10 protein-coding genes are annotated in these 13,397 nt (G+C 65.6%); 6 read left to right on the top strand and 4 right to left on the bottom strand.

The features are described from left to right. Window positions 1-46: 46 nt before the first annotated feature. Window positions 47-1,570, bottom strand: coding sequence for an ATP-binding protein (locus ACTOXK_RS02870; protein ID WP_482277089.1), 1,524 nt, complete (start codon window positions 1,568-1,570; stop codon window positions 47-49). Between the two features lie 13 nt (window positions 1,571-1,583). After that, window positions 1,584-3,125: a vWA domain-containing protein gene (locus ACTOXK_RS02865; RefSeq protein ID WP_482277090.1), complete on the bottom strand. Its 1,542-nt coding sequence runs from the start codon at window positions 3,123-3,125 to the stop codon at window positions 1,584-1,586. Window positions 3,126-3,225: 100 nt separating this feature from the next. Between ACTOXK_RS02865 and ACTOXK_RS02860 the strand changes: the two genes are divergently transcribed. Further along, entirely contained in the window at window positions 3,226-5,637 is a 2,412-nt protein-coding gene (locus tag ACTOXK_RS02860; RefSeq protein ID WP_482277091.1) for a hypothetical protein, read from the top strand. A gap of 32 nt (window positions 5,638-5,669) precedes the next feature. Here ACTOXK_RS02860 and ACTOXK_RS02855 read toward each other — a convergent pair whose 3' ends face one another. After that, window positions 5,670-7,196, bottom strand: coding sequence for a response regulator transcription factor (locus ACTOXK_RS02855; RefSeq protein WP_482277092.1), 1,527 nt, complete (start codon window positions 7,194-7,196; stop codon window positions 5,670-5,672). Between the two features lie 277 nt (window positions 7,197-7,473). Between ACTOXK_RS02855 and ACTOXK_RS02850 the strand changes: the two genes are divergently transcribed. The 4 genes from ACTOXK_RS02850 (at window position 7,474) to ACTOXK_RS02835 (ending at window position 11,651) form a co-directional block, all read left to right on the top strand. Further along, a complete protein-coding gene (locus ACTOXK_RS02850; RefSeq protein WP_482277093.1) occupies window positions 7,474-9,195 on the top strand; it encodes an FAD-dependent oxidoreductase in 1,722 nt (573 codons plus the stop codon). Window positions 9,196-9,494: 299 nt separating this feature from the next. Continuing rightward, window positions 9,495-10,763 (top strand): chloride channel protein, encoded by a 1,269-nt coding sequence (locus tag ACTOXK_RS02845; protein ID WP_482277094.1) that lies wholly within the window; start codon window positions 9,495-9,497, stop codon window positions 10,761-10,763. Window positions 10,764-10,852: 89 nt separating this feature from the next. After that, a complete protein-coding gene (locus ACTOXK_RS02840; protein WP_482277095.1) occupies window positions 10,853-11,203 on the top strand; it encodes a DUF6788 family protein in 351 nt (116 codons plus the stop codon). Continuing rightward, on the top strand, window positions 11,193-11,651 hold the full coding sequence (locus ACTOXK_RS02835; protein ID WP_482277096.1) for a GSU2403 family nucleotidyltransferase fold protein: 459 nt from the start codon (window positions 11,193-11,195) through the stop codon (window positions 11,649-11,651). The genes ACTOXK_RS02840 and ACTOXK_RS02835 overlap by 11 nt, the downstream gene beginning before the upstream one ends. Here the strand turns inward: ACTOXK_RS02835 and glsA are convergent. Continuing rightward, entirely contained in the window at window positions 11,633-12,598 is a 966-nt protein-coding gene (gene glsA / locus ACTOXK_RS02830) for a glutaminase A (RefSeq protein ID WP_482277097.1), read from the bottom strand. The genes ACTOXK_RS02835 and glsA overlap by 19 nt on opposite strands. Window positions 12,599-12,841: 243 nt before the next feature. Here glsA and ACTOXK_RS02825 point away from each other — a divergent pair, with 243 nt between their 5' ends. Next, the gene (locus tag ACTOXK_RS02825; protein WP_482277119.1) at window positions 12,842-13,387 is read left to right on the top strand and encodes a GNAT family N-acetyltransferase; all 546 of its coding nucleotides are present in this window, start codon (window positions 12,842-12,844) and stop codon (window positions 13,385-13,387) included. Window positions 13,388-13,397: the final 10 nt, after the last annotated feature.

The raw sequence follows: 13,397 nt of genomic DNA, 5'->3' as shown, positions 1-13,397 counted from the left end.
GGACACCTTACCCGGTAAGGTGTCCCACTTCTATCGGGGTGCGGCTCTATGCCTCTTCCAGGGTGATGCGGTCGATGCGGGCGGCCAGGTCGCTGCCGCGCTCGTAGAACTGGAGGTTCTGGTTGTGGGCGAAGTAGCGGTCGCAGCCGTGGTCGTTGATGAAGGCCATGCCGGCGCGATTGACGGACAGGTCGGTTACCAGCATGAGCATCTCCTGGCCCTCGCCAAAGGCCTCTTCCACGAACTTGAACACGTTGTCCAGGGCAGTTGCGGCGCCGTCGATGCTGCTGTCTAGCGCGTCCAGCCGCTCGTTGAAGCGTTCCCGCAGCAGGTTGAACGTGGGTCCCTCCAGTCGTTCGGTCCCGGTGCGCAGCACCTCGTCCAGCAGGCCGATGGTCCGCTCGAAGGAGCGGTAGCGCTCCTCGGTAAGCAGGCTCGCGGCCCGTTCCGTGTCACGGTCGTGGGCGAGGGCCGTGGAGGTGGCGCGGATGAGTTCGGCGCCGTTGCCGTCCTCGGCCACGCCCGCCGCAGCCAGACGCTCCTTCAGGTCGGCCAGCACGCCGTGGGTGAACGCCGCGGCCTTCTCTTCCATAACGGCCTGGCGCAAACGGCCCACCGTGGCATCCACGATGAGCCCCATGACGGCCACGCGCTCGTCGAAGGGCGCCCGCCGCGCCCGCTCGGCCAGGCCCGTATCGGCCGTGCCCGCGAGGATGCGATCGATCTGGTAATCGCTGCGGTACTTCGTGAACAGGTCGTAGTACATCGCGAATCGCTTTGCGATGTCGCCGTTCTGCACGTACTGTTCCACGAGCAACTCGTCCACGGCTAAGCCCTGGGCCTCGTAGAGCTTGATCATGGCCGACAGGTCGTCCCAGCCGCGGGCCGTGACGAAGGACGCGCCGTCGGGGGTGGCCTCCACGGCGTAGAAATGGTTGCGCTCGATATCGAGGTAGGTGATGACGGCCGGGTGCACCTCGGCCGACAGGGCGAACTCGCGCCACACGTCGTAGTCGGGTTCTACCTCGATGCGCTTCAGGCGGTCCCACGTGGTGATGTCGAAATCGTGGGCCGTGCGGTTGTACTCGGGCGGGTTGCCCGCGGTCACTACAATCCACCCATCGGGCACGGCGTGGCGGCCGAACACCTTGTACTGCAAGAATTGCAGCATGGCCGGGGTGAGGGTCTCCGACACGCAGTTGATCTCGTCCAGAAACAGGATGCCCTCGGGACGGCCCGTGGATTCCATGGCCTCGTAGACCGAGGCGATGATCTCGCTCATGGTGTACTCGGACACCTGATATTCCACGCCGCCGTAGGTCTTCGTGGCGATAAAGGGCAGGCCCAAGGCGCTTTGGCGCGTGTGGTGGGTCATGGAGTAGGACACAAAGCCCACTTCCAGCTCCTGGGCGATCTGCTCCATGATGGCCGTCTTGCCGATGCCCGGGGCACCAAGCAGAAACACGGGGCGCTGGCGCTCGGGTGGCAGCAGGTAGTTGCCGAACTCGTCCTTGGTGAAGTAGGCCACCATGGCGTTCTTGATCTGCTGCTTTGCTTCGCGGATGTTCATAGGGGCTCCTGTCCTAGTATTCCTCTTCTAATACGAAGGTCTCGTCCAAAACGACTTTCATGGCCCACGGAGGCACCGGGGCGCTGGCAGCGGCATCGTCGGAATCGAGGAAGACGAAGGCGGTCTCGTAGGCGGGGCGCCGGGTCGGGTAGGTGCCCTGGCCGTCGGTGAAGTAGATGAGACCGCCCAGGTCGTTCAACTCGCCGGCCATGAGGGCTTCATCGACGTAAGCGAACACGGGGCGGAAATCAGTGCCACCGAGACCCTTGATGACGGGGTTTTCCAGGTAGTCTTCCAAATCGCGCAGGCTCGTGATGCGAGCCACGTCGGTCACGGCGGCGTCGCACTGGATGATGAGCACGTTCATCTTCGAGAAGAAGCTCGTCTCGTCGGCGAGGATGGAATAGGTGCGCTCGATGAAGCGGCGCACGAGGCCGTCTTTGGTGGAGGCCGAGGTGTCGATGGCGATGACGAAATCGCGGATGCGCTTCTCCTCGGCGAATTCCACGGGCTCGACGAGGGGCAGGTTGTCGTACAGCTGGAGGCCGTAGGTGTAGAAGACATAATCGAACTCGTCGTCGTTCACGCGAATCTGCTCGCCCATGCGGGAGAACTTGCGCAGGAAGGCGCGGTAGTCGTGCTTCTCGCGGGTGACCTTGCGCAGGTTCATGGCCAAGTTCGAGCCCTCGATGCCCCACAGCTTCGCATAGGCGTCCAGCTGAATGCCCATTTCCAGAGCGGCGTTCTCCCACTGCTCGCGGGAGCGGTCCAGCTGCACCGTGTCAGCGAAGCGCTCGCCGATGGCTCGGGCGGCGTGCTCGGGGGCCTCCTTCTGGGTGATGTCGGCGGAATCCATGGCCCGGTGGGCCTTGTGGCTATAGGGAACGTCGGCGGCCTCGTCGGGAATATCCATATCGGTGCCGGGGGTATCGGCCGCACCGGCGGCGGCACCGCGCTGGCCCTCGCCCTCAGCGGCCTCACCCTCGGCCCGGGCGCTGTCGCTCCCCTCGGCCACGGTGACGGCATGCCAGGGGCGGTGGTCGTCCACATAGAAGCGGGCGCCAAGGCGAGCGAGCTCCTCGGCGCTCGCGCCCGCGGCACGGCGCTCGCGCAGGGCCGCGTAGACGCGCTCGGCGGTCATGAGGCCGGCCTCTTCGGCCATGCGCTCCAGCTCGGGGCGGGAGGCCGTGGCCGTTGCCGTGCGCGTGGCGGGAAGATCCAGCTGGTCGATGACCGATTCCACCACCATGTCGCAGGCGATGTCCCACAGATCGGGCTCCACGTTCGCGCCCGGGTACAGGTGCAGGAACACGTTGTGCAGCACCACGTGCAGGTAGGCGCGGGTGGCCTCGGCGCTGTCGCGGGCGTAAGCGCGGGCCCAGGTGGCGGGGTCGAAGCGCAGATGGGCGCCATCGGTGGCGAAGGTGGCGCCGGGTGCGGGCAGGGGAGTCAGCCGCGCGAAGGCGGCACTCATGAAGCGCAGATTCACCAGAAGGCCGTTGCGCACCAGATCGAGCGCATCACGGGCCAGCGCCTCCATCTCGCGTTCGTGCACCCTGCCTCCTCTCTTGTGCCCTTCTGGGGCGTAGTGTAGCATGGGGCACACACGGGGTAAACAGCCTGCGAGCATCGGAATTGGGAAGGTGCACAAAACTATGGACGGCAATGCTCTGGTCTTTCGCGACGCAACTTCTTCCATCGACAATCTCATTGCGCGGGCGCAAGAAAACCCGCTGGCGCTCTCGCTGGCCGATGTGATTCTAGAGGAGCCGGGCCACGCCATTGAAGGCGAGAACTGGCGCCCGCAGTTGGCCCCCTACAAGCCCTGGGTACACGATGCGGCCCTGGACGAGACTGACGAGCTGGACGGTACCGACGGCGATCTGCTGATCGTAGGCGCCCTCGGCATGGGCATCTCAGACGAGGAGCGTATGGCGCTGATCGGCGACGCGCTGCGCGGGGCTACGACCGGTGTCGGCGGGGAAGGGTCGTCGGGCCTGGTCGCGAGTGCAGAGGGCGTGGTGTCGCCGGGCGCCGGAACGGTGGTCGCGCCGGCCGTCGTGGCGGGGAACGGAACGGCGGGTGCAGCGGGTGCGGCGGGGGTTGGCATCGCCGGTGCTGCCGAACGGCCGCTCACTCCTCACGAGTTGTGGACGCTCGGGCAGACGCCCCGCTGGATTCCGCCCCATGAGCGTGAAACATCGAGAAACCGTGAAACACTTGAAAGCAACCGTGGAACATCAGAAAGAGACCGTGAAACAAATTTGGCAGCCTGTGAAACACCAGAAGCAGCGCGTGAAACATCGTATGAGGCCGATGAAGCGGCAGGGGGCGCCTGCGGAATGGCGGCCGCCGACTATTTCGCCACCATGGTGCCGGTGCAGGTGCGCCGCGACGGCGACGGCTTCGCCCTGTCGGCCGTGCACCTGTCGGCTCTGGCCGAGCATGGGCTTCCCAGCGACCAGCTCGTCGTGGTGGTGCCGGCGTTCATCGATGGGGTGCCCGTGGTGCGCATCGCGTCGGAGGCCTTCGCCCGGCGCTTCACGAGCGGGGCGTTGGTGCGTCTGCTTGTGGTTCCCGACACGGTGGAGGTGATCGGCGCCCAGGCCTTCGGGTCGGTGTGCGCCGAGGTGGTGTACTTGGGCGCGGGCGTGCGCGTGTACGACCCGGCGCCGCTGGACTTGGCGCTGCCCAACCCGCGGCTGGCGGCCCGGCGCTACCGGGTAAGCCCCGCCAACGAGCGCTTCGCCGTAGAGGAGGGCTGCCTGCTGGAGAAGGTGGGCGACGCGCAGCATCTGTTGTTTGCGGAGGCGCCCTATGAGGAGCGACTTGCCCTGCCCGACGGTGTGCAGATCGCGGGGCAGGCCCTTCTGGCGAAGGGAACGACCCCTCCCCACGTCATCGACGCTCCGGCATCGCTGACCCGCGTTGACGGCGCCGTGCCTCCCGAAACCGTGTGGCGCGGCGACGATCCGGCCGCCCTCGCCCGCGTGGTTGCTCGCTGCGGCGGCCGCGTGACTGACTTCCAGGCGGTGGAAGACGCCCAGTGTTGGTACGGTTTCACTGCACCCGACAACGGCGACGCGGTCGTCGCCGGCTCCCCGTCGGCAGTATTCACGGCCGCTTCGGGTTCTCTTCCGCCAACGCCGACGGCGGCCTCGGCGAGCGTCCGTGAGGCCCATCTGGTGGCCGGGCCTCCGGCGCCCGATTCGGTGTCGCGCCAGTTCTCGTCTGCGGCCCACGCGCGGATGCGCGGCGCGTCCGACGTTTCGGCTCGGGAGGCGGCGGCCAGCGCGGCCAGCGCCATGGTGGCACCCGTGTCGGCGGCCGATCGTCTGGCGCTGCCCCGGACGGTAGAGGGCGCGCCGCTCACGGTCATTGCCGAGCGGGCCCTCATCACGGCGCCTGCTACCCTTTCCCTTCCCGACACCGTGCGCACAGTGCGCGACGGCAACGCCTGCAAGGGCACGCGCAAGCTCATGCTGCCCGAGGGTCTGCGTACCATTGGCGCCCACTGCTTCTGCTCGCGCACGCTGGTGGGGCCCGTGCTCATTCCCGCGAGCGTCACCAGCATCGGCGAGGGCAGCTTCGAGTACGCCGTGGTGCGCCTGGCTGCGGCCGATGCGGTGGTGCACATTACATCCGACCAGCTCATGAGCTGCTTTTTGGCCGCACCGGACGACGACATTCCCTTCGACTTCGCCCGCTACGACGATCAGCTGCTTGCAGGCCGCGGTCTGCCCGACCACCTGGGAGCGCTGCTCCATCGCGTGGCCGCACCCTTCCGTTTGAATCCCGCAATGCGCGACCGCATTGTGGAGGCCCTGCGCGAGCGGGCGGCCGAGGCGTGCCAGTACGTGGCCCGCGAGGGGGACATCGCTATGGTGCGGGCTCTGGCCGATGCCGGCTTCCTCGATGACGGCGATCTCTTCGACCGTCAGATCGAGCGCCTCCGTGCCAGCAACCGCACCGACTGCGTCCTGTTCCTCATGAACTGGCAGCACGACCGCACCGAGGCCGCCCGCGCCACGACCCCGAAACGCGCCCGCGACCGCTTCGCGTTGTAGGGGGGCGTGCAGGCCAGAAGCAAGGAACGTCCCTAGCTGCTCTTCCGTTCTAGAAGGTCGAGCAACTCTTGGCGGCTGCTGACGTTGCACTTGCGATAGATGTGCTTGACGTGGGTTTTCACAGTGCCAGTGGTCACGAACAGCGCATCGGCGATGTAGGGAAGGCTGCGGCCGCGCCCGAGCAGGGTGAGCACCTCCGTTTCCCGAGGCGTGAGGCCGAAGGCGGCGGCGAAGATCTCGGCCTCGTTGGCCGATGCGCTTCCCTCGTCTGCTGGATGACCGTCTCCGCCGGCTGGTTGCGGCGGCCGCCCATTCCCCGCTTCTTCCGAACCGGGAAGCCCCTCGGTTTCCTTTGCCGCCTGATTCGCCATCATGAGGAAGAGGATGAGCACACCTGTCCCGCATGCGGCGTGCAGGACAAAGTCGCTCCCGTCCATCAGGGCCAGCTGTTTGCCGAGGACGTTGCCTGCCAACACGATGGCCGACACGAGGGCCTGCCCGATACCGAAGGAGAGCAGCGGTGCCAGGCCCTCTCGCTGAGTGCTTTGGGCGACTACGACGTAAACGAGCGCCTGGAGGAACATCGCGCACCCCTGGACAAGGGCGCCCCCGGCCGCCATCCCCTGATGTCCGAACACGAGAATGCCCAAGAGCCCCGCGGCGGAGAACGTGACGGTGGTGCGGTACAGCTGGGATACCGAGAAGGCGCCCTCGCCGCCGCTCAGGGGTACCAGGGCCATGGTGACTATGCAGGCGCACACAGCCACCCCGCCTGCGTACAGACTGTCGGCCTGATCGTAGCTAAATCCCATGATAGCTGAGGAAACGAGGTTCCCGATAAGGGCCGCCATCATTATGACCCCCATGGCGCGCCAGGGCATAACGCGGGCCTCCCATGAGCCGGCGAGCAGTTCTCCGGGCATGGTGCTTCCGTCGTGCAGGTGATGCCCCGTGCTCCTGGTAGGGAATACCGACGAGGAGAGGCGGTGGCGCTTGACGGCATCGTCGGCCCAAAAGGCCCAAGACAGTATGGGCAGCGCAGTGACAACGAGAGCGCGGAATGGGAAGGGAATGAGGCAGGAGGTTGCCAGGTACAGGCCGTAGGCCAGCAGGAACGAGAGCAGGATCGTCGCTGGGGCGTGGCTCGACCCGAGGGAGTAGCGGGCTCCCCAGGCAATGCCGCACAGCGAGGCCGCAATGCCTGACACGATGCCGAGCCCGATAAGCAGCCCTAAGGCCTCGGCGGCGATGGCAGCGGGAATGGCGAGGGACACTGTGCTCATGGCGCCGGCGGCCACAAGCAAGGTGCCGCGTCCGAAAGTCACGACGATGCGGCGCGAGATGGCGATGAGGAGGACGGCGCTGACGACGACGGTGGCCTGCGAGGCGAAGAAGCCGATTTCGAGCCCGGTGGTCTCAGCCCCTTTGCCGGCGGGGAAGAGAGCGGGGCTCAGGTAAGCGAGGAAGCCCCAGGCCCATAGGGCGGCGGATCCCGCTACGGTGGCGAGGGAGGGGGTCCAGTGCTCCTTGTGATCGTCGGCCCGTTCTCTTGCCGGCATCCGGTTCCCCTGCGCGATTTTTCCCATCGATCCTCCCTCTCCCGTTGCGGTATATCCTATCGCATTATTGAGGTAAATCGGGGCAGACAACTTTCTTCCACCATCGCACTGAACAGGGAAAATGCCAATATCCCCCCTTTCGGAAGATGCGGTGGGGGCCGTAGTCGTGCCACACTTCGGCTCGAAATGTCCCCGCCGCCACGGAGGGCGGAAGGCGCAGGGGTCCGCTTCGCAGAGTGGATGCCGTCGCCGGGGCAACGTGAGGAGGGAGTGCTCCATGACGAACAATGAATCCCCGATGACCAACGACGCGACGATCGGCCTCAGCCGCCGCGGCTTCCTGTCCGGTGCCGCCCTGGCCGCGGGTGCCGCTGCTGTGGCCGGGCTGGCCGGCTGCGCCCCGAAGGCGACGGGGGAGGCCGCGGCGCCTGCCGCGTCCGGCGGAGACGCCGGCGATATGGCCGCTACCGGGACCATGCAGACCACCGATCCGTCCAAGGCCGTGTGGCCCGTGGTGGAAGAGGTGGAAGTCGGCTCCGCCGGCGAGGGCGAGATCGCCTTTGTGGCCGAGCCCATCGCCGATGATGAGATCGTGGCCACCCATGACGTGGACGTGGTGGTGTGCGGTCTGGGGCCGGCTGGCGACGCGGCGGCTCTGGCCTGCGCCGAGCAGGGTTTGAAGACCGTGGCCGTGGAGAAGCAGAACCGCGGCAACTACAACTCCGCCACCATCGGCGGCACGAATTCCAAGCTGCACGAGCATTGGGGCATGACCTACGACACCGACGCCTGGATCGCCGACGCCATGATGGACAACGCCTTCCAGGGCGACATGACCCTGTTCAAGCACTTCCTGGAGAAGAACGGCGAGGCGGTGGACTGGTACATCAGCCACTTCGATAACCAGAACCTGGACGACTACCCGCTTACCTTCGCCGCAGGCGATTTCCCGGACTTCCGCGACGAGTGGGACAAGACCTCGCTCTCGCGTTCGTGGAATACCTCGCTCAACCTGCCCTATCCTCCCGGCGAGCTGGCTGACATTCTTGCCGGCATCCTCACCGATGCGGGCGTGGAGATCCGCTTCGAGACGCCGGCCTGCCAGCTGGTTGTGGACGAGGCGGGCAAGGTGACCGGCGTTATCGTGAAGAGCGCCGATGGCTACGAGCGCTACAACTGCGCCAAGGGCGTGGTGCTCGCCACGGGCGGCTACGAGTTCAACCAGCAGATGCTGAAGGAGCGCTGCCGTCCCCGCGGGGTGCCGGGCGCCTGGCTCACCGGTGCCTTCGGCAACACCGGCGACGGCCTTCAGATGGGCATTGCCGTCGGTGCGGCGGAGGACGAGTTCCCCCAGTCCATCATGCTGGATCCTGAGCAGCTTATGCCCTATGTGCGTGTGAACAAGCTGGGAAAGCGCTTCACGCCGGAATACGAGCCCTACGGGCATTTGGCCATGGCCATCCAAGCCCAGCCCGGCACCTACGACTTCTACGTGGTCGATGGCGCCATCGCCGAGAAGATCGACAAGATCTGGACGCCCAGTTCCTCGTGCTACGGCCCCAAGGAGGCGTGGGTCGGGGCTGCTACCAGCGAGAACGCCCTGAAGGCCGACACGTTGGAAGAGCTGGCCGAGCTCATGGAGGTGCCCGCCGATGCGTTTGTGGCCACCATCAACCGCTGGAACGAGATGGCGGCGGCTGGCAAGGACGAGGACTTCAACTTCCCCGGCGCGATGATGATGACCATTGATACGCCGCCGTTCTACGCCACCAAGGAGCATGCCGACGGCCTGTGCACGACGGGCGGCCTGCTGGTGGATACGGCCTGCCGCGTGCTCGACAAGGAGCGCCAGCCTATCGAGGGCCTGTTCGCAGCCGGCATCGTGTCGGGCGGCATGTTCTACAACACCTATCCGCACAATCTGAACTGCCTGTCCCATACGCGCAACTGCCTGATGGGCTACACCATCGGCCAGGTGCTTGGCGGCAAGGAGGCCTAAAGGCCGGCTGCTCTCGCTTCCACCCATTGGCGCAAGCTGATCGGTCGCTGCCCTCACCAGTGGCTGCCCTCGCCAGTGCCAACCCGTCGGGCGCTCTCCCTCCCCGCGCCCGATCCTGGGGCCCGCATCTCCTTTTGAGGTGCGGGCCTTTTGGCGGCCTCTGTCTTTAAGTCCGGAACGCGAGGAGGGGCGGAGGGCCAACGGCCCTTTTTCGCGTGCTTGGCCGTCTTCTGCTATAGAATGGGCGGCAAGCAACAAGAGCCAAGCGATGCCTGGCATGGGACGGAAGAGGGGCGGTCATGGGGAAGGTGGCGGCGAAAGCGGGGCACGGGGCGCTGTTCGGGGTGCTCACGGTGGCGCTCGGCGGGTTTGCGGGGGCCTTTGCCTGGGCGTTCTTCTTTCTCATGAACCTCGGTATCGACCTTTTGTGGGTGAAGGCCCCAGCTGCCCTGGAGGCTCAGGGGCTTCCCGCCGTCGTGTATCCGCTGGCGTTCTGCCTGGCGGGCGGTGCGATCATCGGGCTCTTCCAAAAGCGATGCGGATCCTATCCCGAAGACATGAACACGGTGATGGCCCAGGTGAAGGCCACGGGCCGCTACGAGTACCGCCATCTGGGCGCATCGTTCACGGGCGCGCTGCTGCCGCTTCTGTTCGGGGGCTCCATCGGCCCCGAGGCGGGGCTCACGGGCGTGATCGCGGGGCTCGCCACCTGGGTGGGCGACAAGATGCGCTTCATGGGGTCACAGGTGCGCGAGCTGTCGCAGGTGGGCGTGGCAGCGGTGGTGTCGGCCACATTTTCGGCGCCCCTGTTCGGCCTGGCCGCGCCCCTGGCGGGGTATGCCGATGAGTCCTCGGGAACGGATCCGTCGACCATCGAGGTGCCCCGGGCGGCGAAGCTGGTCGCCTACCTGCTCGCCATCGCCGGGGCCCTGGGGGCCATGCTCGGCCTCGGGTCTCTGTTCGGCCAGGGAGGGGGCCTGCCCCACTTCTCCGCCATCGCCATCGGCGCTTCGGAGTTGGCCTGGGCGGTGCCTCTCGCCTTGCTGGGGGCTGCGGCCGGCTGGCTCTTTCACGGCAGTGGCCGGGTCGTGCGCGGGCTCGCTGGCCGCCTGGGGGATCGACCGGTGGCGAAGGCAATGGCGGCTGGCGCGCTCCTCGGCGTGGCCGGCATCCTGCTTCCCTTCACGATGTTCGCCGGCGAGGCCCAAACGGAGCAGCTCGCGGCCACATGGACCGCCTTCAGCGCGGCGGCCCTCATTGCCACGGGGTTCCTGAAGGTGGTCGTCACCCAGGTGTGCCTGGGCCTGGGCTGGCGCGGCGGCCACTTCTTCCCGATCATCTTCGCCGGCATCGCCATCGGCTACGGTGCTGCGGCCCTCACGGACATCGACCCCGTCTTCGCCCTGTGCGCCACCACTGCCGGCCTGACGGGCTGCGTCATGCGCCAACCGCTCATGACGGCGCTGCTGCTTTTTCTGGTGTTCCCCGTGAAAGCCGTCTTCGTGCTGCTGGCCGCCGCGGCCATCGGCGCCCTCATCCCCGTGCCGAAGCATTGGCTTGGGCGGTAGCGGCTGTCTCTCTGCGAGAGATGGTCATGGGCACTCGAGTAGGAGTCTTTGCGGGGAAGACAAAGTTGCCCCACAAATGATTGACAAGTATGGTTTTGTGGGGCAACATTCGTGTCATGGATGAAACAAACATCATACGAGATACTCTTGTCGAGGAACTGGAGCGAAACGAGCGCTCTCAGGCTTTGTACGAGCGCGAGATTAGCGCTTTGCCCCGAGGCAGTGTTTCTGTGAGAATGCGCAGGGGTCGTTCCTATTGCTACCTTAAATTCCGCGACGGCGATAAAGTGGTCACAAAATACGTGGGTCCCGAGGACAAGGTGGGCGATGATCTGCGCCGCAGCGTGGAACGCCGGCGATCGCTGCAAGATGTTCTTCGGAGATTGAAGCGCGAGCATGCCTTTATCGAAAGGGCTTTAGGGAGGCAGCATGAGGCATGAGGACGTCTTTTGGGACTTGATGCGCACCTTGGAAGCCTCTCATTTACTGCCTCATGTGATGATTGTGGGAAGTTGGGCGGAATACCTCTATACGTTTTATTTTGACGAAAGCTATCTACCGAACCTGAAATCTCACGACATCGACGTGCTCTACGGCAATCCCTATCTTGAGGTTGACGGCAGCGAATGCTTGACGATGGAAATGGAGCAGGCGGGTTTTCTTGCTCCCACCGAGGGCGGTTGTCTTCGGGCGTTCTACAAAGAGGGTATCGAAGTCGAATTCCTCACTAACCAGCTTGGCATGGGGCCTGGTCTGGTAAGAATTCCAAACACCGAGGTGGTTGCCGAGAAACTTGCCAACATGGATATGCTGCGGCCCGTTTTCGTATCGGCGAACGGCTATGAGGTGAAAGTGCCCTCTCCCGCTTCCTATGCTGCCAGCTCGTAGTGGGTGTTGCTGAAGACGTTGAGGTCGAGGGCTCCCATGATGTGCTTCAGGGCTGCCTGGGCCTTCACGGAGTTACCAGCGTCGTCGAGCGGCGGGGCGAAGGCGCACAGGCCGCACAGGCCCGGCACCACGCCGATGACGGCACCGCCCACGCCGGTCTTTGCCGGCAGGCCCGCGGTGTAGAGCCAGTCGCCGGAGTGCTGGTAGAAGCCCACAGTGGCCATGAGCGATACGATCTTCGGCGCCAGGGCAGCGTCGAACACCGCCTTGCCGGTGACGGGGTTCACACCGTCGGCGGCGATGGTGGCCGCCGATATGGCCAGCTGTTCGGCGGTCACGCCCAGGGAGCACTGGCGCGTGTACAGGTCGAGCGCCATGGCCGGGTCGTCGTAAAGGCGGTCGTAGTCGCGCAAGAGCCACGCGATGGAACGGTTCTCGAAGTTAGTGGCGCTTTCCGACTGGTACAGCTCGTCGATGAGCTGCGGCGCACTGCCCAAAAGGTCGGTCATGTTGTCCACGATAGCCTTCCACTTGGCCTCGGCATTGCCCACGGGCTCCACGAGCGAGCAGGCGGCGATGGCTCCGGCGTTCACGAGCGGCGTGGAGGGATGGTCGTTTTCCAGCAGAATGGCGAAGATGGAGTTGAAGGGCAGGCCCGTGGCGTCGGCGCCGATCTTGTCCAGCAGCTGCTGGGCGCCGAGTTGGCGCAGTACGAGGATGGCCGTGTGCACCTTCGATACCGATTCGATGCCGAGACGGTAGTCGGTGTCGCCCACGGAGATGACGCGCCCGTCGGGCAGGCAAACGCTGATGCCGAACAGGTTGGAATCCACGTTGGCCAGGTAGGGAATGTAATGGGCGTTCTGGCCGCCGGCGAGGTCCTTGCACGCGGCATAGGCATCTTCGACGGCGGCTTGTATCTGGTCGTAGGTGAGCGTCTTGACCATGGCGGGCTCCTTGGAGGCGGCGTGGGGCTGGCATGCGGCAGCCGATATTGTGCTTTCGATTGCCGACAGGCCGCGAGCTTTCAGCAGACACATCATAGGCCGCCGGAGCGGTGCGCATTCTGCTGGTGCAGCCCCCGTTGGCGAACCGTTTCGGAGGGACGGGGTCGGTGCGGGCCGGCGGAGCAGGGAGGCCGTGGTAGGGTAGGAGGAAGACTTTCGTTGAGGTGAAGGAAGGGTGGCGTGATGCTGGAAGTGCGCAAGGCGCGGGTCGATGAACTGGATGCGGTGTTCGACTTCTACGGGCAGATGGCTGACCAGATGGAGGGCACCGATTTCGACGTGCAATGGCGTCGCGGCGGCCATCCGTCCGCAGAGCTTCTGCGAGAGTCGGTGGAAGCCGGCCAGATGATCATCGGCGTGCTCATCGAGGATGCCGAGGGCTCCCATCCCGTCATTGCGAGCGCCATGGTGGTGAACCACGAGGGGTCGCCCGGCTACGAGGCGGTGCCCTGGGCTGTGGATGCGGAACCCGAGTCTGTGGGCGTGCTGCACGTGGTGGCTACGCTGCCGGCCTATCACGGCCGCGGTTTCGCGCGGCAGCTCCTGACCCGGGGCATCGAGATTTCCCGCGCCGACGGGCTCGCGGTTCTGCGCCTGGACACCTTCCCCCACAACAAACGGGCCCGCAGCCTCTACGAATCCTGCGGCTTCGAGGATCGGGGCGACTGGACCGTGTACTACCCGGCTCTCGGCGACATTCAAGTGTCCATGTACGAACGGGCGCTGTAGGCGCTGTAGG

Source organism: Adlercreutzia sp., assembly GCF_056795635.1.
Note: the sequence above shows the minus strand (reverse complement) of the source record. Positions and strands in the feature narration are given on the sequence as shown.